Genomic DNA, 23,113 nt, shown 5'->3' with positions numbered 1-23,113 from the left:
GATTGCAGCTGGTGACAGAAGGCAGGCCCTGCGGGGCGCATGCGTCAGGCCGCCGCAGGGGGGGCGCCGCAGGCCGTGGCTGCAGATCGCAGCCTGGGTATCCGCAGCCTGGGTATCGCAGCCTGGGTTCAGATCCCTATCTTGGTTTGCGGTTGCGGTTGCGGGGGCGGGGCAGCCATTGGGCGGGGCCGCCGACGCTTTCCAGAAACTGCCGGCCAGCCTCGGTCCCGAAATGCTGCACATGTGCGAGGCCGGGAAACTGGCGGCGCAGCTCTGATGCGTATTCGGGCGGCAGCCGCGAGATTGTGGCGTCATTGACCATCAGGCTTTCGACCGGGATCCCCTCGGCATAGATGATTTCGTGGTGGTCAAAGATCAGGCTGAACCAGTCGGTGACCCCGCCTTCACGGATGAAAACGGTCTCATCATCAACCAGATGGCGGGCCTGGACCAGCACCTCAGAGGTGGGCACTTCGGCCAGTTTGCGCCGCTGGTAAAGGAACATGCGGTGATGCTGGCTGACGATCAGATCGGCCGAATTGCCCAGCGTTCCCGCCGGGATCACCACCGGGGCAAAGGCCCCGACGGCGCGCAGACTGGCCTGGCCGATATGGCGCAGCTCTTGCGGGCCATGGTCGCGGGTCAGCAGCTTCATGCCGGGGGTCAGCGTCTCAATCGCCACCATCTGGCCACTGGCCAGCGAGATCCGGGTGCCCCGGGCGAAAGAAAGGCTCATCATCTCGGTCAGCCGCACGTCACGCGGCGAAGCCTCAACCGCCAGCAGCGTATATTCGCTGCGATCCGACATCGGCGAGAGCGGCAGCACCCAAAGCGCCCCGGCAACCTGCAAGAGCAGCAGCTCGACCCGGTCGCCATCATCCGCCATCAGCGTATAGCGGGCCAGCAGATGCACCGGATCACCCGCCGCGCCCACCGCCGAGCCGGGCGCGACCAGGGGCTCGGCCCCGCTTGCGGCATGGGTCAGCAAAAGACGCCTGGGGTGCGCCTCTGGTTCCAGCTGATAGATGTCGCCGGTTTCAACCTCATCGGGGGGGGCCACGCCATCGCCGCTGTTCACACCCGCTGAAACAAACACGTCCTCGGCCGGGAAAACCTGACAGGCATGACCCGGCGTTGTCTGGCGCGACTGATCTGCAGAGGCGGTTCCCAAAGCGGGGCCTTCCTCCGATGCAGTTTTATCTGACATTATCTGCAATCGTTCCTGGAGAAATTGGCCTGCAAAAGGTGCGGTTGGGCCGCAGGGCTGGGCTGGGTGGGCTTTGGGCCTGATATGCAGGCCCGCGCGTATAAGTCTGGCCTGGAACGCCTTTCCAATCCATTATCCTTCAAACCAATATCAGTGGAGGCGGGCAGGGTCAAACGGCGGCTGGTTTTGCCGCACTGGCGGGGCCGATCGGCAGGCATAGGTCAGCCTGCGGGCCAGCAGGCAGATCAGCCCATCTGTATTGGCCACTTGCATCATCGGATCAGGCAGCACACCTTCGCGCCGGACGGCCCGGGATGTGCGGCAGGCTCGATGCGCGGCAGGTTCAAAGCTGGCTGGACGGGGCGGGTCAGGTGAGATTGGGTCAGGTCAGACTGGGTCAGGTCAGACTGGTGCAGGGCGCGGTTTTCCGGGCGCAAAGCCGGATACAAAGGCCCGATACAAAGGCCCTATATAAAGGAAGGAAGCGGAATGGATCTGGGTATTCGTGGGAAGAAGGCGCTGGTGACGGCGGCCTCAAAGGGGCTGGGGCGGGGATGCGCTGCGGCGCTTGCCGAGGCCGGGGTCGAGCTGGTGATCTGCGCCCGTGGCGAAGAGGCTTTGCGCAGGACGGCGACGGAACTATCGGAGAAATATCAGGTTTCGGTGACGCCTGTGGTGGCGGATATTACCGAGGCCGCAGCCCGGGCCCGGGTGCTGGAGCAGGCCGAGGGCGCCGATATCCTGGTCACCAATGCGGGCGGGCCGCCCCCCGGTGTCTGGACCGACTGGTCGCGCGAGGATTTCATCCGCGCGCTCGATGCCAATATGCTGACGCCGATTGCGCTGATGCAGGCGCTGGTGCCTGCGATGGCGGCGCGGGGCTGGGGGCGGGTGGTCAATATCACCTCGGCTTCGGTCCGGGCGCCGGTGGATGTGCTGGGTCTGTCGAATGCGGCCCGCAACGGGCTGACGGGCTTTGTCGCGGGCACCTCGCGGCAGGTGGCGGGCAAGGGCGTGGCGATCAACAACCTGCTGCCGGGGCTGCATGCGACCGACCGCGCCGTCGCGCTGGATCAAGGCCTTGCGGCCCGCGAAAGCATCAGCGTTGAGGCGGCGAAAAAGCAGCGCGAAAGCGGCATCCCTGCCGGGCGCTATGGCACCACCGCCGAGTTCGGCGCGGCCTGCGCATTCCTGTGCTCGGCCCATGCCGGCTTCATCATCGGGCAGAATATCATGCTTGATGGCGGGGCGAACAATCTGACGGTCTGAGCCGCAGCGCCCATCAGGCCTGCCGGATGGCGGTATGTGCCATCGGCTGGGGCGCGCAGGATCGCGCCCCGCTTGCCCCTCTCCCCCCTTGCCCCGCGAGAGCGGCGGCGGCGGCCGGATCAGGTGCCGCCCTCTGGCGGGGCCTCGGGGGCGGCAGCCGGGCTTTCACGGCTGATGTCGGCTGTGACGGCGTCCGCATCCGTATCTTCGGTATTCGGGTCAATCCCGGCCTGGGGCAGCAGGGTTGAGATTTTGTAAAGCAGGCTGCGGGCGGCGCGGGCCAGGGCGGGGTTTTCAGCCTCGACATGGCGCAGCCCGCTGGCCAGGGCCTCCAGTTCGTCAGGGGTCAGCACGGTCGGCGGCAGCATCAGCGGCGAACGCAGGATATAGCCCAGCCCCCGCTCGCCGGTGACGGGAAGCCCGGTCGCCGCCATCATCGCCATGTCGCGCCAGACCGTCCGGGTCGAGACGCCCAGCTGGCCCGCCAGCTCTTCGGCGGTGTGCAATCTGCCGTCGCGCAGGATCTGCACCAGATCGTAAAGGCGGTCGTCTCGTTTCATCTTTGGTGAAGCCAGTCACATCGGTCAGGGCGGGGCGGATCAGGTCGGGTCAGGGTGGGGCTGGGCAGCGCAGGTGGGGCAGGCGGATGATGCGGCACCGCCCAACTGACAAAATACTGTCAGTTGACCGCATCTGGCAAGCGGAATGGCTCTTTCACCTTGCAGGCGAATGGCCCTAGCTTTCGGACATAACGCCCGGTGTCCTGTGCCGGGCGCAGAGCAAGCACCCCCTCGGGGGCCCAGAGACAACGGAGTTTCCATGCTGCAAAATATTGGTCTTCCCGGCCTTCTGATGATCGCCGTCGTCGTGCTCGTGCTGTTTGGCAAGGGCAAAGTCTCTTCGCTGATGGGCGAGGTTGGCAAAGGCATCACCGCGTTCAAAAAAGGCGTGAGCGATGGCACCGCCGAGATCGAGAAAGAGCGTGCCGAGGCCGCCAAGGATGTCACCCCGGCTGACGCTGCCCCCAAAGACAAGGTCTGAGCATCAGGGCAGGGCCTGAGTATTCTGATGCGGGCAATTCGTGGTTTGCGATCAGGATTTACATCAGGATTTACCGGGGCCCGCTGGCGGGTAAAGCTTTGGCCTGTCCGGGCTGATGCTTTGGCCCGCTGCGGCTAAGCAGGCACCGCAGGGGCGGTGCGGCATTGGGATAAGGAGAGGCACGGATGGAAGTCGGTTGGTCCGAGCTTCTGATCATTGGTGTGGTGGCGCTGGTTGTCATCGGGCCAAAGGATCTGCCGGAAATGTTCCGCACTTTGGGGCGGTTCACGGCGAAAATGCGGTCTATGGCGCGTGAGTTCTCGCGGGCGATGGAAGATGCGGCCCGCGAAAGCGGTGTCAAAGAGGCGGCGGATGATCTGCGCAAGGTCGCCAATCCGCGCAGCATGGGGCTGGATGCGGTGAAATCCGCCGCAGACAAGTTCGAGAAATGGGATCCGCTGAAAACGGCCCGGGGCAGCACGCCGCAAACGCCGGCGGGTGGCGCGGTGCCGCCGACAACGGCTGCGGCCTCAGCGGCCGGGGTTGGTCTTGGGTCTGCGACCGCGGCCGAGGGCGGGGAAGCTGCCGCTGCAGTCTCGCCCAGCACGCCGCTGTCTGATGCAAATCCTGCTGATTTCGCCCTGAAACGGGCCGAGCGTGAGGCGATCGCCCGCGAGGCCTCCGAGCGGTTGCGTCTGGCGGAAAAGACCGCTGCTGCCGATGCCTTTGAGGATGCGCCCGCCACGGTGACGGCGACGGCGAAAAGCATTCTGCCTGCGGTGACATCTGCGCCGCTGGATACGCCTGCACCCTCAGCCCCGAAAAAGGCTGCCCCGAAAAAGGCTGCCCCGAAAAAGGCGGCCCCCCAAAAGGCTGCCGCAGCGAAGACGGCTGAAAAGCCTGCGGCGAAAGCGGTGGCAAAACCTGCCGCGAAGAAGGTGGCCCAGCCGAAAAAGCCTGGCCCCAGTGCCAAAGCAAAGGCCGCTGAGGCGGATGGCACCGAGGCTGCCGCCAAACCGGCCGCAAAACGCCGCAGCCCGGCAAAAAAGACCAGCTCTGAGGCGAAGGACCAGGCATGAGCAAGGATATTGACGAAAGCTCGGCCCCGCTGATCGAGCATCTGATCGAGCTGCGCAACCGCATCCTGTGGTCGCTGGCGGCCTTCCTGATTGCGATGGTGATCTGTTTCTCGGTCTGGAACCCGATCTTCAACTTCCTGACCCGCCCGATCTGCACCGCGCTGGCCGAGCGTCAGCAGGATTGCGGCCTTGTGCTGATCAAACTGCAGGAGGGCTTTTTCGTCGCCATCCGCATCTCTGTGATCGGCGGGATCGCGCTGTCTTTCCCGATCATCGGCTATCAGATGTGGCGCTTTGTGGCGCCCGGCCTTTACCGCAATGAAAAACAGGCGTTTTTGCCGTTTCTGATCGCAAGCCCGGTGATGTTCGTGCTGGGCGCGGCCTTTGCCTATTATGTGGTGCTGCCGATTGCCTTCAACTTCTTCCTGTCGTTCCAGCAGGGCATGAACGCGGGCGTCCAGCCTGCCGTTGACAGCATCACCGGCGCAGTAACACCCGGCGTGGCCGAGGCCCCCGCGACCGTTGCCACCGGCGCGGCAAAGGTCGCCGAAGAGGCGCATCGCGCGGTGGGCGTGGTCTTCCAGGGCTCGATGGAGAGCTATCTCTCGCTGACCACCAGCTTTGTGCTGGCCTTTGGCCTGTGCTTCCAGCTGCCGGTGCTGCTGACGCTGATGGGGCGGGCAGGGCTGGTGACCTCGGCGGGTCTGGCCGGGGTGCGTCGCTATGCGATCGTGATCATCCTGATCGTCGCCGCCGTGGTGACGCCGCCCGATTTCATGTCGCAGATCATCCTTTTCGCCGCCGTCTACCCGCTTTATGAAATCTCGATCATCCTGGTGCGCCGGTTCGAGAAGAAGAAAGAGGCCGAGATGCGCGCCAATGGCGAATGGGACGAGGATAACGAGACGACATGACCACGGGAACTGACGCGCGACATGAGGGGGGCGCTGACAGCGCCACCCTGACCCGCATCGCCGAGGCGCTGGAGCGGATGGCCCCCAAAGCCGCCGCCCGGCCTGATTTCGACGCGGCTGAGGCCTTTGTCTGGGCGACCGATCCTGAACGCCTGCAGCCGGTGCCCCATGTCAGCCGCGTGGATATCTCGCTTTTGGTGGGGGTGGACCGCTCACGCGATACACTGCTTGAGAACACCCGCCATTTCGCCAAAGGCCTGCCCGCGAACAATGCGCTGTTGTGGGGGGCGCGGGGGATGGGGAAATCCAGTCTCGTCAAAGCCGCCCATGCGCAGATCCTGTCTGAGGGGCTGGGCCTGAAAATCGTTGAGCTGGCCCGTGAGGATCTGCCCAGCGTCTCGCGGTTGCTGACTTATCTGCGGGCGGCGCCGCAGCATCGCTTCCTGCTGTTTTGCGATGACCTTTCCTTCAGCCATGACGATCAGCATTACAAATCGCTGAAGGCGGTGCTGGATGGCGGCATCTCTGGGCGGCCTGAAAACGTGCTGTTCTATGCCACCTCGAACCGCCGCCACCTGATGCCGCGCGATATGATCGAGAATGAGCGGTCATCGGCGATCACCCCCGGTGAGGCCGTCGAGGAAAAGGTCTCGCTTTCGGATCGTTTCGGGCTGTGGCTGGGCTTCCATCCCTGCAGCCAGGACGAATATCTCGACATGATCCGCGGCTATTGCGCGGCGCATGGGGTGAACGTCGCGCCCGAGCGCCTGCATGCCGAGGCGATTGAATGGCAGGCGACGCGGGGCTCGCGCTCTGGCCGGGTGGCCTGGCAGTTCTTTTGCGATCTGGCCGCCCGTGAGGGTGTCAGGATCGCGCTTTAACCTATTGGCGTAAAAGGAAGATCATATGCTGGTGGATCGGATGAAGGGTCATTTTCCATGGTGATTGAGATCCTGATCCTGCTGGCGCTGATCGTGCTGAATGGCGTCTTTGCGATGTCAGAGCTGGCGGTGGTCTCCTCGCGTCCGGCGCGGCTGAAAAGCCTGGCTGCCAGCTCGCGGGGGGCGGCCCAGGCGCTGCGGCTGGCGGAAAATCCGGGGCGGTTTCTGTCAACCGTGCAGATCGGCATCACCGGGGTCGGCGTGCTGTCTGGCGCGCTGGCGGGGGATACGCTGGGCGGGCGCATTGCTGAATGGCTGATCCAGCAGGGGATGGGCCCGGCATGGGCCTCGCGGATCGGGGTTGGTGGCGCGGTGATTGCGATCACCTATGTCTCGCTGATCGTGGGCGAGCTGGTGCCCAAACAGGTGGCGCTGCGCAACCCCGAGGCGGTGGCGATCCGCGTCGCGCCGATGATGGCGGCGCTGTCGGTGGTGGCGGCGCCGGTGGTCTGGTTCCTTGACCGCTCTGGCAAGCTGGTCCTGCGGCTTTTGGGCCAGCAGGATGAGGGCGAGAACCGCGTCACCGAAGAAGAGGTCAATGTCCTTTTAACCGAGGCCCAGGCGGGCGGCGTGCTGGAAAAAGAAGAGCGCGCGATGATCTCGGGCGTGATGCGCCTGTCGGATCGCACCGTGCGGGCGCTGATGACGCCGCGCCAGGATGTGGCCAGCCTGCCCGTTGACATCGACCCGGCGCTGATCCCGGCGCGGGTCAGCGAAATCGGTCACAGCCGGATTCCGGTCGCCAATGCGGCGGGCGATGTGCTGGGGGTGGTCAGGGTCTCTGATCTTTACGCAGCGATTGCCCATGGCGAGGCCGCCGATCTGACGCGGCTTTTGCGGCAGATCCCGGTGATCTCTGACCGGATGGAGGCGCTGGATGTGGTCGCAGTCCTGCAAAAAGCGACCGAGCATATGGCGCTGGTCTATGATGAATATGGCGCGTTTGAGGGCCTGGTCACCCAAAGCGATCTGATCGAGGCGATCACCGGGGCCGAGGCGGCGGCCGATAAAAACGAGCCCGCGATCTTCCCCCGCGCTGACGGCTCGCTGCTGGTGGCGGGCTGGATGCCTGCCGATGAGTTTTGCGACCGCATGGGCCTGCCGCGCGATATGGCAGGGGGCTATGACACGGTGGCGGGGCTGGTTCTTTATCAGCTGGGCCATATGGCCGGGCTGGGCGAGACATTTACCCTGGCGGCAGGCGATGGCAGCTCGCTGGAGTTTGAGGTGATGGACCTCGACGGGCTGCGGATCGACAAGGTCTTGGTGACGCAGCATTTTACCCCCGACTGAGGGGCCTGTGCCGCCTGTGCTGCTGGCCCGGCTGTTGGCTGCAGCACGTGTCTTTTTCTCAGAAGATCAAATGAAAACGCCGCCCGACAGCTGTCCGGGCGGCGTTTTTATCTTGGGTGATCCCAAAACCTATTGCAGATAGGGCATCGGATCCAGGCTGTCGACGCCTTTGCGGACCTCGAAATGCAGGAACGAGGGCGAGCCTGCCCGCACCGCGCCGATCTGCTGGCCACGGGTGACGCTGTCGCCCTTCTTGACCTTCAGCTGATCGACGCCTGCATAAACCGTCATCAGCCCGTTTGCATGGCGGATCACCACGATCTGCACCTGATCGGTGTCACGGGTGATCGCCGCCACGCTGCCCGCATCGGCGGCCTTGACCGCCGAGCCGGCGGCGGCACCGATATTGATGCCCTGGTTTGTGCGCTTGTCATAGCCTTTGATGATGCTGCCCGAGGCGGGCATGGTCATGCGCGAGGCCGAGGCCCCGGTGCGGCTGGCCCCCATCTCTGGCGAGGCGGGGGTGCCTGCGGGCTTGGTGCCTGCGGGCGTGGTTTTCTCATCGGGCAGCGGTTTCGAGGCCGAGGGCGGCACCGGGGTTGCGCTGCCTGTGCCGGGGGCCGCGGGTTTCGGCTCTGGGTTGGGGGCGGGCGCGGTTGCGACCGGGATGATCAGCGTCTGGCCCTCACGGATGGCCATATCGGAGCCGAGGCTGTTCCATTCCGCCAGCGATTTCGCCGAGACATTATAGGCGCGGGCGATGATAAAGGCGCTTTCGCCGCGTTTGACGACGTGGCGGGTGGGCTCTTTGCCGCCGCCGGGGGTGGCGGTGGTGATGGGCGCGCTGCTGGTTGCAGGCGGCAGGGCGCTGCTTTCGACGCGGTCAAGCGCGGCATTCGCCCCTGCGGTGATATCGACCGGGCCTGCGCCTGCGCCAACAATCGGCTGCGGCGCTGCCGCCACACGGCCGGGCAGCAAGAGCAGCTCGCCCTCGCGCAGGGGATCATTGATCTGCAGCGCATTGGTCCGCGCCAGTTCCGCCGGGGCCACACCCAGACGCGAGCCGATTGCCGCAACCGTGTCGCCACGCCGCGCCTGCACCATCTGATAGCCGGGGTAAGACAGCACGCCATTGCCATCGGGCACCGGACGCGAGGCGGTGGCCTGCCGCGCCTCTTCCGAGGTGCCGCCCGGGCCGCCGCGCAGATCCCAGTCGAAATTGCCCGCCGGGCCATTGGTGCAGGCCGAAAGCGCAATCACCGCACAAGAGGCAAGCACCAGGCCGAAGCGACGCGCCCTGGGGGGTTGCGGCAAGGCGATACCCTCAGCCCCAAAACCGGAGGCCGCTGCAGGATTGGCCATCGCGGGATTGGCCTTGATCCGGGAGAATTTGATCTGGGGAAATTGGGTCATCTGCTCCGCCTTTTGCCTTTTGCGTCGTATTGTTCCGGGGTTTCTCCCCGGTTTGGCCGCTATTTGAGAGGAATGTTACTCATTCCCAAGGCCTTCGACCAGAGGCACGAACCGGACCGGGCGAAGTTCTTCGTAATCAAAGCCATTTTCCAGCCGTTTCACGCGGATCAGCTGCTGAACCGTGTCGGATTGCCCGACCGGAAGCACCATGATGCCGCCCGGTTTCAGCTGCGCCAGCAAGGGGCCTGGCGGATCCTCGGCAGCGGCAGTGACCAGAATGCGGTCAAACGGGGCCTGATCGGGCAGCCCGAATGAGCCGTCGCGCACCAGCGCCGTGACATTGGTCAGGCCCATGGCGGTGAAAATATCCTGTGCCTCACGCGAAAGCCGCCGCCAGCGATCAACCGTATAGACCCGCCGCGCCAGCCCCGAGAGGATCGCCGCCTGATAGCCCGAGCCGGTGCCGATCTCCAGGACCGTATCACGCGGCCCGACCTGCAGCGCCTGGGTCATCAGCCCGACAACCGAGGGTTGCGAGATGGTCTGGCCGCAGGAAATTGGCAAGGGCATGTCATCATAGGCGCGGCTGGCGAAAACGCCCTTCACGAAACGGCCGCGATCAACCTCTTCCATCGCCCGAAGCACCCGGCTGTCGGTCACCCCATGCGAGCGCAGCGCGAAAAGAAAGCGCATTTTGCGCTCGGCCTGGGTGCCCGACCGGGTTTCGCCGTTGTCATCCTCGTCGCGGGTGTCCTGCCAGGGGGCGTCCATCAGGCCCTCATCGTCCTGAGCGCCCTCCTGCCGATCATCCTGACCGCCTCTCTGGCTGGCGGGCTGCTCGGCCGGGGGGGCTTTCGGGCGCCAGGGCTTCTGACGCAGGCTCATCCCAGCTTTTCCGTGCCCAGCCGGGAAGACAGGTCAGACAGCAGATCATGGGCGGTCAGATCGGCCCTGAGCGGTGTGACAGAGATATGGCCCGCCAGATTAACCTCGGCATCGGTGCCGGGCAGGGTGGGGCTGTGCTGCGGCCCGCCCTTGATCCACAGGAAGCGGCGCCCATTCGGCGAGACCTGACCCTCGGCCGAGAAAGAGGTGTCGCGGCGAAAGCCCTGGGCCGCAACCCGCAGCTCTTTGGTCTGCGCGGCGGGCAGGGGCGGGAAGTTCACATTGTAGAAGATGCGGTAATCATCCCCGGTCCAGATCCCGCGGGCCAGCAGCCGCTGCACGACCTCGGGGCCATGGATGCGGGCGCTTTCAAAGGGATCGGCCAGCCCATCGGTTTCCGGCCCCATATATTGCGACAAAGCGATGGCCGGGATGCCCTGCAGGGCCCCCTCCATCGCGGCACCGATGGTGCCGGAATAAAGCACATTCTCTGCCGAGTTATTGCCGCGATTGACACCCGACAGCACCAGATCGGGCCGCGCCCCCTGCAAGACATCATAGATCGCCGCCAGCACACAATCGGCGGGGCTGCCCTCGGCGGCATAGCGGCGATGGCCCAGTTTGGCGATGGCCATGGGCTTGTTATAGCTGATGCAATGGCCGACGCCTGATTGCTCGAACGCGGGGGCCACGGTCCAGACCTCGCCCGCATCGCCTGCAATTGCCGTGGCGATTTCGTGCAGCACCTCAAGCCCGGGGGCGTTGATGCCGTCATCATTGGTGATCAGAATGCGCATGATATCCTCTGTCTGTGGTCCTGAATACCATATCCCGCCCTTGCTTCAAGAAGTGCTGCCCGTATCATGGGCCGTATCACCGCCGTTTCTGCCCCGGCTGCGCAGATTTCAGGCCTGGTGGCCGCCAGCGATGGGCCTTTGGCGGCAAGGCCTTGCTGTGGCGGGGCAGACAGCTTAGCTCTGAGGCATGCGCAAATTCATCCCCTTTCTCAAAAAGCCAGCCTTCGTTCCGGTGATCCGCCTGCAGGGCCAGATCGGCCAGGGGGGCAAGGCGCTGAATGATGCAAATCTGGGCCCGGTGATCGAGCGGGCCTTCCGGCGCGGCAAGCCGGCGGCGGTGGCGCTGGTGATCAATTCGCCCGGCGGATCGCCCGCGCAATCCAGCCTGATCGCCGCCCGGATCCGTCGCCTCTCTGAGGAAAAACAGATCCCCGTTCACGCCTTTGTCGAGGATGTTGCGGCCTCGGGCGGCTATTGGCTGGCGACGGCGGCGGATGATATCTGGCTGGACGCCAGCTCTATTGTCGGCTCGATCGGGGTGATCATGGCGGGCTTTGGCCTCAGCGATCTGATCGCCCGCCACGGGATCGAGCGGCGGGTGCATACCGCCGGGCGCTCGAAAAGTTTTGCCGACCCGTTCCGGCGTGAGACCGAAGAGGATATTGCCCGGATCCGCGCCCTGCTGACCCCGCTGCATGAGACCTTTATCGCCCATGTCAAAGCCCGGCGCGGGCCGCGGCTGGACCAGAGCGCCGATCTTTTCAACGCCGACATCTGGCTGGGCGCGCGCGCGGTAGAGCTGGGCCTGGCCGATGGGCTGGCGCATCTGACGCCAAAGCTGCGCCAGCTATATGGTGACAAGGTGCGGCTGGTGCCGATGGGGCCGAAACGCGGCTTCCTCAGCCGGTTTGGCCTGGGGATCGGAGAGGCGGCGCTGAGCACCGCAGAGGAGCGTCTGATGTTTGCACGTTACGGGCTTTGAATGATGCTGTGGAAAATCATCATCGTCTTTCTTTGCGCCATGGTGCTGGTCGGCATGATCGGCAAGCTGCTGTTTCCGAATGCAGAAATGCTGCGCGGGCGGGCGGCGAAATGCCGTGACTGCGGCCGCCCGACGCGCGGGCGGGGCAGCTGCAACTGCCGGAAAGCGCGATGAAAACCGCGCTGGTGACCGGGGGGGCGCGGCGCATTGGCCGGGCAATGGCGCTTAATCTGGCGGCGCGGGGCTATGATGTCGCGGTCCATTACGCGCAATCGGCGGCTGAGGCCGAAGAGGTCGTTTCCCTGATCGCGGGCCTGGGGCGGCGGGGCTTTGCGCTGCAGGCCGATCTGCTTGACCCGCTGGCCTGTGAGGCGCTGGTGGGGCGGGCTGCGGCGGCGCTTGGGCCATTGTCTGTGCTGGTCAACAATGCCTCGATCTTTGAAGAGGACACGATCCTGACCGCGACCCATGACAGCTGGGAACGTCATATCGGCTCTAACCTGCGGGCGCCCTATCTGCTGACCCAGGGCTTTGCGCGGCAATGCCCGCCTGCTTTGGTTCAGGCCAATGGCGAGATGCGGGCCAGCGGGCTGGTGGTCAATATGATCGATCAGCGCGTCTGGCACCCCAGCCCCGACCACTCGACCTATACGATTGCGAAAATGGCGCTCTGGGCGCTGACGCGCACCGCAGCCCAGGGCCTGGCGCCGCAGATCCGCGTCAATGCGATCGGGCCGGGCCCGGTTCTGATGGCCGAGGGGCAGGGCGAGGCCGCCTTTGACGCCGAGCGGCGCGGCACGATCCTGCGGCGCGGCGTTGGCGAAGAGGATATCACCGCGGCTCTGGGATACCTGATCGACAGCCCCGCCGTGACCGGCCAGATGATTGCGGTGGATGGTGGCCAGCACCTGGGCTGGCAGGGGCGCGATCCCTTCACCGATGCCCGCCCAGGCTGAGAGGAGGCGTTAACTTGTCCACTTTCGGCATTCCGTTCACGCGGCTGTTACGAAAAGGCCTGATTTCTCAACAACTTGTCGGCGGGATTAAAATCTTTTGTTTTTTATCAAGGCCTTGTGAATTTGCCCAAATTTTAGGCAAACACGTGAGGCTGGCAGAAAACAAGGGAAAAATCGCGCTTTCGAAAGTTTCTCCGCAGAGTTATCCACAGAAATGGTGGACGAAATCGCTCTTGCCCCGGCCCTTGCTTCGTTGCAGCGACGGCAGCAGAATCGACGGCTCTGAGATTGATCTTTCGCGCCTGGTGATGTGGTCATGACAGCGGAAATGAAAGACGAAGGCAGTGTTTCGCCGGCGGATGTGCCGCGCGCAAAGACGCGCAGCGGCTATGAGGTGATCCAGGACTATCTGCGTCTGCTGGACGGCAGCCCTGGCGTCTACCGCATGCTGAATGCGGCTTCCGAGGTGCTTTATGTCGGTAAAGCGCGCAATCTGAAGGCGCGGGTCTCGAACTATACCCGACCGACGGGCAACTCGAACCGTATCCAGCGGATGATCTCTGAGACCGCCTCGATGATGTTCCTGACCACGCGCACCGAGGTTGAGGCGCTGTTGCTGGAACAGAATCTGATCAAGCAGCTGAAGCCGCGCTATAATGTGTTGATGCGGGACGACAAATCCTTCCCCTATATTCTGATCGGGGGCGGCCATGATTTCCCGCAGCTGAAGAAACACCGGGGGGCGCGTAAGGAAAAGGGAAGCTATTTCGGCCCCTTTGCCAGTGCGGGGGCGGTGAACCGGACGTTGAACCAGCTGCAAAAAGTGTTTTTGCTGCGCAACTGCACGGATTCGGTTTTTGCCAGCCGCACGCGGCCCTGTCTGCAATTCCAGATCAAACGCTGCGCCGCGCCCTGTGTGGGGCGTGTCAGCGAGGGTGATTACGATCTTCTGGTCAAAGATGCCGAACGCTTCCTGTCGGGCAAAAGCTCTTCGATCCAGAGTGAGCTGGCGGCGCAGATGCAAAAAGCCTCGGATGAGCTGGAGTTTGAACGCGCGGCCGCGTTGCGGGACCGGATCCAGGCGCTGACAGCAGTGCAATCGGCGCAGGGGATCAATCCGCGCAGCGTCGCCGAGGCGGATATCGTGGCGCTGCATCTGGAACATGGTCAGGCCTGCGTGCAGGTGTTTTTCATCCGGGCGCATCAGTCCTGGGGCAATCAGGATTTCTATCCCAGAACCGGATCCGGGGCCGAAGAGCCGGAAATCCTCGAGGCGTTTCTGACGCAGTTTTACGACAATAAAGAGCCCCCCCGTCTGGTTCTGATTTCGCATCCGCTGGAAAATCCCGATCTGGTCGCGGCTGCCCTGGCCGAAAGGGCAGGGCGCAAGGTCGAGCTTGCCCAGCCTTTGCGCGGCGAAAAGGCCGAACTGGTCGAGAATGCGGCCCGCAATGCCCGCGAAAGCCTGGCGCGGCGGATGTCTGAATCGGCGACGCAGCGGCGTCTGCTGGATGGCCTGGCCGAAGCCTTTGGCCTGGATGGCCCGCCTGAGCGGATCGAGATTTACGACAACGCGCATATTCAGGGCGCGCATCCGGTTGGTGGCATGGTGGTTGCAGGGCCGGATGGCTTTATGAAATCGCAATATCGTAAATTTAATATCAAGGGCGAAGCGGGCGCGGCTGGTGATGACTTTGGTATGATGCGCGAAGTAATGACCCGCCGCTTTGAACGGCTGGTACGTGAGGATCCGGAGCGGCAGACCGAAAACTGGCCGGATCTGCTGCTGATTGACGGCGGTGCGGGCCAGGTTTCGGCGGTGGAAGAGATCCTCGCCGATTTGGGTATCGAAGATATGCAGGTGATCGGGGTCGCAAAAGGGATCGACCGCGATCACGGCAAAGAAGAATTCCACCGCAAGGGCGCCCGGCCTTTTGCGCTGCAGCGCAACGATCCGGTGCTCTATTTTATCCAGCGTCTGCGCGATGAGGCGCATCGCTGGGCCAATGGGGCGCATCGGGCGAAACGGGCAAAAACTGTAGGCGCTACTCCTTTGGACGAGGTTCCAGGGATCGGTGCTGCCCGAAAAAGGGCACTGTTGTCGCATTTTGGTTCTGCCAGGGCGGTCAGCAGGGCGGCGTTGCCTGACCTGATGGCGGTTGAGGGCATCTCTGATTCTATCGCGGAAACGGTTTACAATTTCTTTCATCGCGACTGAAAAAGGATCGTCGATCGTTCGAATTTGCGGGGGAATGGGAACGGTTTTTTTACCTCTGATGCGCAGAATAGGATGATTCTGAGCGACAGGTGTGGATGTGACCAGGTTTTCTGAGCAGGCCGAAAATTGCGAAGCCGAGTTTTCCTTTGCCGAGCTGATCTATTCCCGCACCTGTCAGCGCGGGCTGATCCGTTCTGGCAATTCGGTGTTTCACCGGATGACGGGGATTCCCTGGCAGGACCTGATCGGGGCTCCGCATCGGGTGATCCGTCACCCGGATATGCCAAAGGGTTTCTTCTGGCTTTTCTGGCAGATGCTGAAAGCGGGCGAGCCGGCAGTTGGTTATGTGAAAAATCGTAAGGCCGATGGCAGCTATTACTGGGTTCTGGCGGCGGCAATGCCGTGCGAAGGTGGCTATTTTTCAGTGCGCCTGCGCCCATCCAGCCCGATGTTTGACCGCATTCGCGCAGAATATGCCAGTCTGCGCCAGCGTGAGCACCATGAGGGCCTTACAGCCGAGGCATCTGCCGGGATACTGCTTGAGCGCCTTAATGAGTTGGGGTTCGCCAGCTATGATGCCTTTGCTGCTCAGGCTCTTGCGACAGAAATCAGCTCGCGCGACCGACAACTGAGGCGGCCGATTGACCGCAGTGCAGAGGCGCTTTCATCTCTGTTGACGCTGCTGGTTGAGACCCTGACCGAGCAGGCCCGGCTGGTTTCTCAGTTTTCAGATCTCGTTCTGCTGCCGGTCAACATGCGTCTGGTCGCAGCCAGATTAGAACCGCAGGGGGGACCGATCAGCCAGATTTCCGTCAACTATAAAAACGCTTCAGAAGAAATTGCCCGAAGGCTGGCCGAATTTGTTTCGGGGAAAGGCAATATCTGTGGACAGATGGCGACCGCGGTGCGGCGCAGCCTGATCCTCGCCGGAACTTCGCGGCTGCAGTCGGAACTTGTTGAGGCTTACAATCAGACTGACCGGCTTGAGCGGAACGGTGGTGATGGGACGGGATTCGATGAGCGCCGCGTTGAGGGGAAAGTTCTGGAAGGTGTTATCCGTGATTCCGGGGAAACGGCGCTTACCTCGTTGAAAGAAGCGGGCAAGCTGGCGGCTTTGTTGAATGAGGCGAGCATGGATCTGCGGCGAATGATTCTTGGTCTCGATACGATTCGGATCCTGGCGCGGGTCGAAAGCCGTAAATCCTCGGATAGCCAGGCAGCGCTGACGGCTACGATCGACCGAATCGACGAGGTTCAGGCTGCAGTGTCGGAAAGCCTGAAAACACTGATGGATCGTTCGGCTGCAATTGATCATGCTCTTGCACTGCTGCGGGTGCCCGAGCGGTCAGCCGCGGTCGCTGCCTGTTAATGCAGGGACAGACGCATATATCCCGGCGCGCAGGTCAGATGGATTGTCCTCCTGATCCCGAAAGCGAGATGGGTTTCCGGCGATGGCAGTACATTTGCACCGAACCTGATCCTTAACAGGCCTTTACTCCCGACGATCATCCCAGGTTGGGGCGATCAGAGAACCTTCCACCGGGGGCAATTGACTGAACCGCAGCAACGCTGCCTGCCATGAGCGCACCCGCAAGTGACCGCCGCGAAGCTTAATGCAGGCGACCAGGCTCGGATACTCTGATGTATAAAGGTCGCTGACAGATGTTCCCGGGCAAGCAGGCCCATCCCCCCTTTCCTCAGTCGCCTGCGTCGGGTAGCAATATGCCTATGCGTTGGACGATCCCGAACACCCTTACCTTTCTGCGTTTGCTGGCCGCGCCGGGTGTTGCGGTGCTGTTTCTCTATTTTCATCGTCCATGGGCAGACTGGCTTGCGCTTGCATTGTTCGTTGGCGCGGCGATTACCGACTATTTTGACGGATATCTGGCGCGTCTGTGGAAGCAGGAATCGAAATTCGGGGCCATGCTGGATCCGATCGCCGACAAGGCGATGGTCGTCATCGCGATCATGGTGCTGACCGGCTATAACGGCATGAACCCCTGGTTGATTCTGCCGGCCACTGTTATCCTGTTCCGTGAGGTGTTTGTTTCAGGCCTGCGCGAGTTCATCGGCGCGAAAGCTGGCAGTCTCAAAGTCACGAAGCTGGCGAAATGGAAAACCACAGCCCAGATGGTGGCGATTGCCGCGCTTTTCCTTGGAACGGGGCTTGATTACGTCAATGGGATTGCAGCGCAGGGCATGACGGTTAACGAATACGTTGATGCGGTCAGCGCGGGAACGGCGGATCCGATCCGGGCCTGTGTAACGCAGAACTGTGCCTCTTACGCCAATTCCATCGGTCTGGTGCTGATTTGGGTTGCGGCGATTCTGACGGCTATCACCGGATGGGAATATTTCGCAAAATCAAGGCCGTATCTGCGCGATGACCATGATTGAAATCCTCTATTTTGCATGGCTGCGCGAGAAAATCGGCCTGCCAGGCGAAAGGGTCGAGACTTCGGCGCAAACGGTGATGCAACTGATCCAGGAACTGAGCAGCCGTGATGATGTCTATGCGCTGGCCTTTGCGGATCCTGGCAGCCTGCGCGTTGCCCTCGACCAGGAGTTGGCCGAATTCACCTCACCCCTTTCCGGCGTGCGAGAGGTGGCTTTTTTCCCGCCCATGACCGGGGGGTAAGGGATGTTCGCTGCAGATAGCAGACTGACATTGCAGATCCAGCAGGCCGCATTTGACCCAGGTGCGACGCTGAATGCGTTTCAGGCGGCTCATCCGGGCGTTGGTGCTGTGGTCAGCTTCACCGGAATCGTGCGCGATGAGGGCGCGACGCTGACCGCCCTCGAGATCGAGCATTATGCCGCAATGACTGGCCCCGCGATTTCCGCCATCGCAGAGCAGGCGATCGGGCGCTGGCAACTGGCGGGCGCGCTGGTCATTCATCGCTATGGCCGGTTATTGCCTGGCGAGACGATTATGATGGTGGCCACAGCCGCAAAGCATCGTGCCGGGGCCTTTGCCTCTGCCGATTTTCTGATGGATTACCTGAAATCCCGGGCCCCTTTCTGGAAAAAGGCCTTCAGCGCGGGTGGCTCTGAATGGGTTTCGGCAAAGGCTGAAGATGAGGCCGCATTGCACCGTTGGTCTGATCTGCCCTGATCGAAAGATGATCCGGCTTTCGGTGCCCAGCGTTGCTTGCCCAGCGTCACTTGCCCGGCCTCACTTGCTCAGTGTTTCTTGCCAGCCACAGCGCCAGGGGCTCAGTCGCGGGTGCGATGATCCGGGGGCGCAGCATCCGGGCCAAATCGCGCCGCCCAGCACTGTTGCAGATCGCCCGGAAATGCCCTGGCGTGCCAGACTGCGCGCGCGATGGCCCGCGCGAGGCAGGTTGCCGCGGCATGGCCGATCTGGAACAGGTCAGTGATTTCATCTTGCAGCGGGCGTTGGGCGGTGGCCGCGGCAAAGACCAGATCCCCGTCGATCAGCGTATGCGAGGGGCAGATTGCCCGCGCCATGCCGTCATGGGCGGCAACCGCCACCCGATGCGCCTGGGCCTTGGTCAGGCAGGCATCGGTGGCGACGATGGCGATAGTGGTCGCCTCGCCCTGGCGTTTGCGCGGCAGGGGGGCGTCGGGCGGGGGCAGGCGGGGTGCAGGGCCAAGCCCGCCAAACTCGGCGCCTTCTTCAAAAGGGGGCTGCCAGGAACCACGGCCCCTCTCCGGCGGTTGCCACCCCAAGCGCATTGACCGCGACCAGCGCCCCGACCGTGATCCCCGAGGGCAGCACCGCCGAGGCAGAGCCCAGCCCGCCTTTCAGCCCCCCCGTCATCGCGCCCGTGCCCGCCCCATCGCTGCCAAGCGCGAAATCGGGGCCGGCATTGTCCAGCGCGATGCGGCCAAGCTCGGGGTAGGGCGAGGTCACCCAGCCCTTGTCGCCGCCATTCAGCAGATCAAACAGGATCGCCCCCGGCACGATCGGCACCCGCTGATCGCCAACCGCAAAGCCGCGCCCGCGCTGGCGCAGCCCCGCCATCACCCCCGAACAGGCATCCAGTCCAAAGGCAGACCCGCCCGACAAAACCAGCGCATCCACCTGCTGGACCAGGCGGTCGGGGGCCAGAAGATCGGTCTCGCGGCTGCCCGGCGCGCCGCCCATTACATGGACGGCTGCGGTGAAGGGCTGCTCGGCGGTCAGCACCGTCACGCCAGAGCGCAGCCGGTGGTCAGCCGCATTCCCGACCAGCAGCCCGCCGACATCGGTGATCAGATTGCGTGGCCCTGGCCGCATGGTTCCCCCGAAGGTCTGGATGACTGGCACCATGTTTGCGGGATTCGTCAAAGACTACCAGCCTGATTGCTGCGCCTGAGAATGGGGCCGGGGGCAGACGCAGGGCTGCCGCGCCTGGGCTGACGCGCCTCGGCTGTCCCGGGGCCAGGATCACCAATCCGTTACCGGAATCGCTGCGAAACCCGGCCCGATTGCCGGATCGCCAATTACCTTTGTCAGGGAATCGCCCTATTCCGCCTCTGATCCTTGCGCAAACCCTTGACGCAACGGGTTTCGCATGGCGCAAGTGGCCTATCATGGGTGGCAAGCGTCATCCTGAGTCGCCACCGTAAGTCGCTGCCGCGAGTTGCCGCCCCGGGTCGTCGCCCCGTGTCCTTATCTGCCAGTTGGGAATCCTGCCGTGATTTTTTCTGCTCCCCGTTTCCTTTCGTTGCTAGCCATCTCTGCCCTGGCAGCATGTGCCGCCCCGCCCGCCGCCGAGGCCCCTCCGGCCGGTGTTCCGGGCTATGAGGCGGTTGATGATGGCAAGTTCCACATCCCGGCCGTTGCCCCGAAATATCTGATCGAGGATCATCGCCGCGCGGATGTCGAATATACCGGCAAAGATGCGCCCGGCACGATTGTCGTCGATGTCTATGCTCGCAAGCTTTACCACGTTCAGGAAGATGGTCGCGCCCGGCGCTATGCGATTGCGGTCGGACGCGAGGGCACCTCGTTCCGCGGCAATGGCTATATCGCCCGCAAGGCTGAGTGGCCCTCCTGGACGCCGACCGCCAATATGGTGCGCACCCGCCCCGACCTTTACGCCGCCTATGCCGGTGGCCTGCCGGGCGGGCTGGAAAACCCGCTGGGCTCGCGCGCGCTTTACCTTTATCGCGGCGGGCGCGACACGATGTTCCGCATTCACGGCACGATCGACAATGGCTCGGTCGGTCTGGCGACCAGCGCTGGCTGTATCCGCCTGTTCAACCAGGATGTGCTGGAGCTTTATGAAAACGTCGGCACCGGCACCAAAGTAAAGGTGCGCACCCTGGCTGAAAGCCTGGAGATCGAAGGCCCCTATATGGATGACGCCTGGGGCCGCGCCGTGCCCGAGACGCCGGAAAACATTGCCAAGAAAGCCGCCGATCTCGAAGCAATCGCCGCCGCCGAGGCCGAGGCTGCTGCCGCCAAAGAAAAGGCTGAGGAAAAGGCGCGTATCGCCGCCGAAAAGGCCGATGCCAAACGCCTGCGCCAGTGCAAGCGTCAGGGCGTAGCGGCTGAGGACTGCCCGGTTCCCGAGGCTGTCGCCGGCTGATCGGCCCGCGCCAGAAGCGGGAAAGCTGCAATGAATAAAACCGCGCCTTCGGGCGCGGTTTTTTTGCGACTGATCTGGCCCGCTGATCTGGCCCCACATATCTGGCCCCGTTGACCGGGCGCCTGATCGGGCGGCGGATGTGCCGGTTCGTGCGATATCAGGTCTTGATCACATAGTCTTTCAGCGTGGTCTCAATCACTTCCCAGGTGCCGGAATAGCCTGGGCGGATGATGAAACTGTCGCCTGCCTTCAGATGGGTCTCGACGCCTGCCGCATCGGTCAGGATCGAGTGACCCTGGTGGATATAGACATACTCCCATTCCTCGTAATGGACCGTCCATTTGCCTTTGGTCGCCTGCCAGAGGCCAGAGTAAAGCCCGTCCTGTTCTTCAAGGCTCCAGGTGGTGTGAACTGGATCGCCTGCCAGCACTTTGGCCGGATCCGGGCGCTCGGTCTCGGGGGTGACGCCGTCGCGGGTGACGCGCTGGATCAGGGGATGGGTCATGGCTGGCTCCGTAAGGGTGTTGTTTTAACCGGATCTTTCCGGGTTTGGATGGCGAAAGGTGTGGCGTTTGATGCAAAGACGCCCCCCTTGCCATTGGTGCTGGCCCGGGCCTTGCCGTCAAGCCTGGCTTTTCCACCCTGCGCCAGCCGCTTTCTGTGCCAAAGGCGCAGCCTGCTGCATCGCAGCGCATAATTCTTGCACAAGTTGCACCGCTATGCCCTTATGCCGCGCAATCTGTTAACGAAAGCCAGGGAACCGCATCGAAAATGAGCGCAACCTCCTCCGCCAGGCCTGTCTTGCCGCCCGATATCAGGGCGATGAAGGGCAAGGCTCCGATCGTCACCCTGACCGCCTATACAACGCCCATCGCCCGGCTGGTTGATCCGCATTGCGATGTGATCCTGGTCGGCGACAGCCTGGGCATGGTGCTGCATGGTCTGCCCTCGACCATCGGCGTAACGCTTGAGATGATGATCCTGCATGGCCGGGCGGTGACGCGCGGGGCCTCAAAGGCGCAGGTGGTCGTTGATATGCCCTTCGGCTCATATGAGGAAAGCCCCGCGCAGGCCTTCCGCAATGCAAGCCGGTTGATGGCCGAGACCGGGGCCAGCGCCGTCAAACTGGAAGGCGGCACGCAAATGGCGGAAACCATTGCCTTTCTGACGGCGCGTGGCGTGCCTGTCATGGCGCATATCGGCCTGACGCCCCAAGCGGTGAACACGCTGGGCGGCTATAAGGTGGTTGGCCGCGAGGCCGAGGCCGCGAAAGTGGTGGCCGATGCCCAGGCGGTAGAGGCCGCCGGGGCCTATTCGGTGGTGCTGGAGAAAGTGCCCGAAAACCTGGCTGCCCGCATCAGCCAGCAGCTTTCGATCCCGACCATCGGCATCGGCGCAGGGGTGCATTGCGACGGCCAGGTGCTGGTGGTCGATGATATGCTGGGGCTTTTCACCGATTTCCGCCCGAAATTCGTCAAACGCTATGCCGAACTGGGCCATAGCGCCGATGAGGCCATCGCCGCCTATGCCGCCGAGGTGCGGGCGCGGGCCTTCCCGGCGCCAGAGCACACATTCCAGGATCAGGTGGCGAAAAGCACGAAATGACCGAAATCATTCACAGCGTGGCAGAGCTGCGCCAGCGCGTCCGCGCCTGGCGGGCGGCGGGCCAGATGACGGGCGTGGTGCCGACCATGGGCGCTTTGCATGAGGGGCATCTGTCGCTTGCACGGCGGGCGCGGGCCGAATGCGACCGGGTGATCACCACGATCTTCGTCAATCCGCGCCAGTTCAACAACCAGGATGACCTTAGCCGCTATCCGCGCACGCTGCAGGCAGATGCGGATCTGTTGAAAACGGTTCCGGTCGATGTGGTTTTCGCGCCCCCGGTTGAAGAGGTCTACCCGGATGGCTTTATCACCACCGTCTCTGTCGGTGGCGTGTCAGAGCCGCTTGAGGGGCGGATGCGTCCGGGCCATTTCGACGGCGTGGCAACGGTGGTGACCAAGCTTTTTGGCATGACCGAGGCGCAGCGCGGCTATTTCGGCCAGAAAGACTGGCAGCAGTTGCAGGTGGTCTCGCGGCTGGTGCGCGACCTGAACCTGCCTGTCGAGGTGGTCGGCTGTGAGACGATCCGCGAGGCGGATGGCCTTGCGATGTCGTCGCGCAACCGTCAGCTGACCGGGGCAGGGCGCGCGATTGCACAGGTGCTTTACGCCGCGATCACCCGCGCCGCCGAGGATATCCGTGCCGGGCAAAGCGACCGGATGGCGATCCGCGAGGCGGCCGAGGCGATGCGTGAGGCAGGATTCGAGCGCGTCGAATATATCGAGCTGCGCGATGCGGCGACGCTGATGCCCTCGGATGATCCAAAGCGCCCGCGCCGCATGCTGGCGGCGGCCTGGCTGGATGGGGTGCGGCTGATCGACAATATTCCGGTCTGACGCGGCCCGGCTGACCTGTTGGCTCTGATTTGGTCGGCTTTGGGTATTTGCGCCCGTAAAGAACACCCATGAAAAAGATCGGCGTCCGGATTGCTCCGGACGCCTTTCTTTTGGACATGTCTGTCAGCTGTGAAGTC

The 23,113-nt window shown here is 63.3% G+C and carries 24 protein-coding genes and 1 pseudogene; 18 read left to right on the top strand and 7 right to left on the bottom strand.

Features of this window, described 5'->3' with window-relative positions; translation table 11 throughout:
* Positions 1-136 precede the first annotated feature (136 nt).
* The gene (locus tag HOY34_RS01075) at positions 137-1,171 is read right to left on the bottom strand and encodes a Hint domain-containing protein (protein ID WP_253944114.1); all 1,035 of its coding nucleotides are present in this window, start codon (positions 1,169-1,171) and stop codon (positions 137-139) included.
* 525 nt (positions 1,172-1,696) lie between these two features.
* On the opposite strand from HOY34_RS01075, the gene HOY34_RS01070 reads away from it, so the two are divergent.
* A complete protein-coding gene (locus HOY34_RS01070; RefSeq protein ID WP_172359451.1) occupies positions 1,697-2,476 on the top strand; it encodes an SDR family oxidoreductase in 780 nt (259 codons plus the stop codon).
* Between the two features lie 119 nt (positions 2,477-2,595).
* Here the strand turns inward: HOY34_RS01070 and HOY34_RS01065 are convergent, their stop codons facing one another.
* Entirely contained in the window at positions 2,596-3,036 is a 441-nt protein-coding gene (locus HOY34_RS01065; RefSeq protein ID WP_172359450.1) for a helix-turn-helix transcriptional regulator, read from the bottom strand.
* A 259-nt stretch (positions 3,037-3,295) separates the two neighbouring features.
* On the opposite strand from HOY34_RS01065, the gene HOY34_RS01060 reads away from it, so the two are divergent.
* From HOY34_RS01060 to HOY34_RS01040, 5 genes are all read left to right on the top strand, one after another.
* The gene (locus HOY34_RS01060) at positions 3,296-3,517 is read left to right on the top strand and encodes a twin-arginine translocase TatA/TatE family subunit (RefSeq protein ID WP_172359449.1); all 222 of its coding nucleotides are present in this window, start codon (positions 3,296-3,298) and stop codon (positions 3,515-3,517) included.
* Between the two features lie 185 nt (positions 3,518-3,702).
* Positions 3,703-4,596 carry a Sec-independent protein translocase protein TatB gene (gene tatB / locus HOY34_RS01055; RefSeq protein WP_172359448.1) on the top strand — a complete coding sequence of 298 codons (894 nt, stop codon included), beginning with the start codon at positions 3,703-3,705 and terminating at the stop codon, positions 4,594-4,596.
* Positions 4,593-5,510: a twin-arginine translocase subunit TatC gene (gene tatC, locus HOY34_RS01050; RefSeq protein WP_172359447.1), complete on the top strand. Its 918-nt coding sequence runs from the start codon at positions 4,593-4,595 to the stop codon at positions 5,508-5,510. Before tatB ends, tatC begins: the two co-directional genes overlap by 4 nt.
* Entirely contained in the window at positions 5,507-6,391 is an 885-nt protein-coding gene (locus tag HOY34_RS01045; RefSeq protein ID WP_172359446.1) for an ATP-binding protein, read from the top strand. The genes tatC and HOY34_RS01045 overlap by 4 nt, the downstream gene beginning before the upstream one ends.
* A gap of 57 nt (positions 6,392-6,448) precedes the next feature.
* Positions 6,449-7,744, top strand: a complete 1,296-nt coding sequence (locus HOY34_RS01040; protein ID WP_172359445.1) for a hemolysin family protein — start codon at positions 6,449-6,451, stop codon at positions 7,742-7,744.
* Positions 7,745-7,873: 129 nt separating this feature from the next.
* On the opposite strand, the gene HOY34_RS01035 is transcribed toward HOY34_RS01040, so the two are convergent.
* The 3 genes from HOY34_RS01035 to surE form a co-directional block, all read right to left on the bottom strand.
* A complete protein-coding gene (locus tag HOY34_RS01035) occupies positions 7,874-9,157 on the bottom strand; it encodes a peptidoglycan DD-metalloendopeptidase family protein (RefSeq protein WP_253944113.1) in 1,284 nt (427 codons plus the stop codon).
* A 75-nt stretch (positions 9,158-9,232) separates the two neighbouring features.
* Positions 9,233-9,928, bottom strand: a complete 696-nt coding sequence (locus HOY34_RS01030; RefSeq protein ID WP_172359647.1) for a protein-L-isoaspartate(D-aspartate) O-methyltransferase — start codon at positions 9,926-9,928, stop codon at positions 9,233-9,235.
* Positions 9,929-10,038: 110 nt separating this feature from the next.
* Positions 10,039-10,839, bottom strand: coding sequence for a 5'/3'-nucleotidase SurE (surE, locus tag HOY34_RS01025; protein ID WP_172359444.1), 801 nt, complete (start codon positions 10,837-10,839; stop codon positions 10,039-10,041).
* 187 nt (positions 10,840-11,026) lie between these two features.
* Here surE and HOY34_RS01020 point away from each other — a divergent pair, with 187 nt between their 5' ends.
* From HOY34_RS01020 to HOY34_RS00980, 9 genes are all read left to right on the top strand, one after another.
* Positions 11,027-11,821, top strand: coding sequence for a S49 family peptidase (locus tag HOY34_RS01020; protein ID WP_172359443.1), 795 nt, complete (start codon positions 11,027-11,029; stop codon positions 11,819-11,821).
* Positions 11,822-11,995 (top strand): hypothetical protein, encoded by a 174-nt coding sequence (locus HOY34_RS01015; protein ID WP_172359442.1) that lies wholly within the window; start codon positions 11,822-11,824, stop codon positions 11,993-11,995.
* A complete protein-coding gene (locus HOY34_RS01010) occupies positions 11,992-12,777 on the top strand; it encodes an SDR family oxidoreductase (protein WP_172359441.1) in 786 nt (261 codons plus the stop codon). The genes HOY34_RS01015 and HOY34_RS01010 overlap by 4 nt, the downstream gene beginning before the upstream one ends.
* A gap of 14 nt (positions 12,778-12,791) precedes the next feature.
* Complete coding sequence (locus HOY34_RS01005) at positions 12,792-13,097, top strand: hypothetical protein (RefSeq protein ID WP_172359440.1); 306 nt, start codon at positions 12,792-12,794, stop codon at positions 13,095-13,097.
* Positions 13,098-13,105: 8 nt separating this feature from the next.
* Positions 13,106-14,995 carry an excinuclease ABC subunit UvrC gene (gene uvrC, locus HOY34_RS01000; protein WP_253944112.1) on the top strand — a complete coding sequence of 630 codons (1,890 nt, stop codon included), beginning with the start codon at positions 13,106-13,108 and terminating at the stop codon, positions 14,993-14,995.
* 91 nt (positions 14,996-15,086) lie between these two features.
* The gene (locus tag HOY34_RS00995; RefSeq protein ID WP_366926889.1) at positions 15,087-16,364 is read left to right on the top strand and encodes a PAS domain-containing protein; all 1,278 of its coding nucleotides are present in this window, start codon (positions 15,087-15,089) and stop codon (positions 16,362-16,364) included.
* A 359-nt stretch (positions 16,365-16,723) separates the two neighbouring features.
* On the top strand, positions 16,724-17,392 hold the full coding sequence (gene pgsA, locus HOY34_RS00990; protein ID WP_172359646.1) for a CDP-diacylglycerol--glycerol-3-phosphate 3-phosphatidyltransferase: 669 nt from the start codon (positions 16,724-16,726) through the stop codon (positions 17,390-17,392).
* On the top strand, positions 17,385-17,633 hold the full coding sequence (gene moaD, locus HOY34_RS00985) for a molybdopterin converting factor subunit 1 (RefSeq protein ID WP_172359645.1): 249 nt from the start codon (positions 17,385-17,387) through the stop codon (positions 17,631-17,633). Before pgsA ends, moaD begins: the two co-directional genes overlap by 8 nt.
* A gap of 24 nt (positions 17,634-17,657) precedes the next feature.
* Positions 17,658-18,110 (top strand): molybdenum cofactor biosynthesis protein MoaE, encoded by a 453-nt coding sequence (locus tag HOY34_RS00980; protein WP_172359644.1) that lies wholly within the window; start codon positions 17,658-17,660, stop codon positions 18,108-18,110.
* Between the two features lie 101 nt (positions 18,111-18,211).
* Here the strand turns inward: HOY34_RS00980 and HOY34_RS00975 are convergent.
* Positions 18,212-19,238, bottom strand: a pseudogene (locus HOY34_RS00975) (P1 family peptidase).
* 400 nt (positions 19,239-19,638) lie between these two features.
* Here HOY34_RS00975 and HOY34_RS00970 point away from each other — a divergent pair.
* Complete coding sequence (locus tag HOY34_RS00970; RefSeq protein WP_366926888.1) at positions 19,639-20,535, top strand: L,D-transpeptidase; 897 nt, start codon at positions 19,639-19,641, stop codon at positions 20,533-20,535.
* A gap of 157 nt (positions 20,536-20,692) precedes the next feature.
* Here the strand turns inward: HOY34_RS00970 and HOY34_RS00965 are convergent, their stop codons facing one another.
* Entirely contained in the window at positions 20,693-21,040 is a 348-nt protein-coding gene (locus HOY34_RS00965; RefSeq protein ID WP_172359437.1) for a cupin domain-containing protein, read from the bottom strand.
* Between the two features lie 266 nt (positions 21,041-21,306).
* Here HOY34_RS00965 and panB point away from each other — a divergent pair, with 266 nt between their 5' ends.
* Positions 21,307-22,140 (top strand): 3-methyl-2-oxobutanoate hydroxymethyltransferase, encoded by an 834-nt coding sequence (gene panB / locus HOY34_RS00960; RefSeq protein WP_172359436.1) that lies wholly within the window; start codon positions 21,307-21,309, stop codon positions 22,138-22,140.
* Positions 22,137-22,976, top strand: a complete 840-nt coding sequence (gene panC, locus HOY34_RS00955) for a pantoate--beta-alanine ligase (RefSeq protein ID WP_172359435.1) — start codon at positions 22,137-22,139, stop codon at positions 22,974-22,976. The genes panB and panC overlap by 4 nt, the downstream gene beginning before the upstream one ends.
* Positions 22,977-23,113 lie beyond the last annotated feature (137 nt).

Origin of the sequence: Pseudogemmobacter hezensis (assembly GCF_013155295.1) — a bacterium.
In the GTDB taxonomy this organism is placed as follows: domain Bacteria; phylum Pseudomonadota; class Alphaproteobacteria; order Rhodobacterales; family Rhodobacteraceae; genus Pseudogemmobacter; species Pseudogemmobacter hezensis.
The sequence above is the reverse complement of the archived record's forward strand: the minus strand, read 5'-3'. Positions and strand labels throughout refer to the sequence as shown.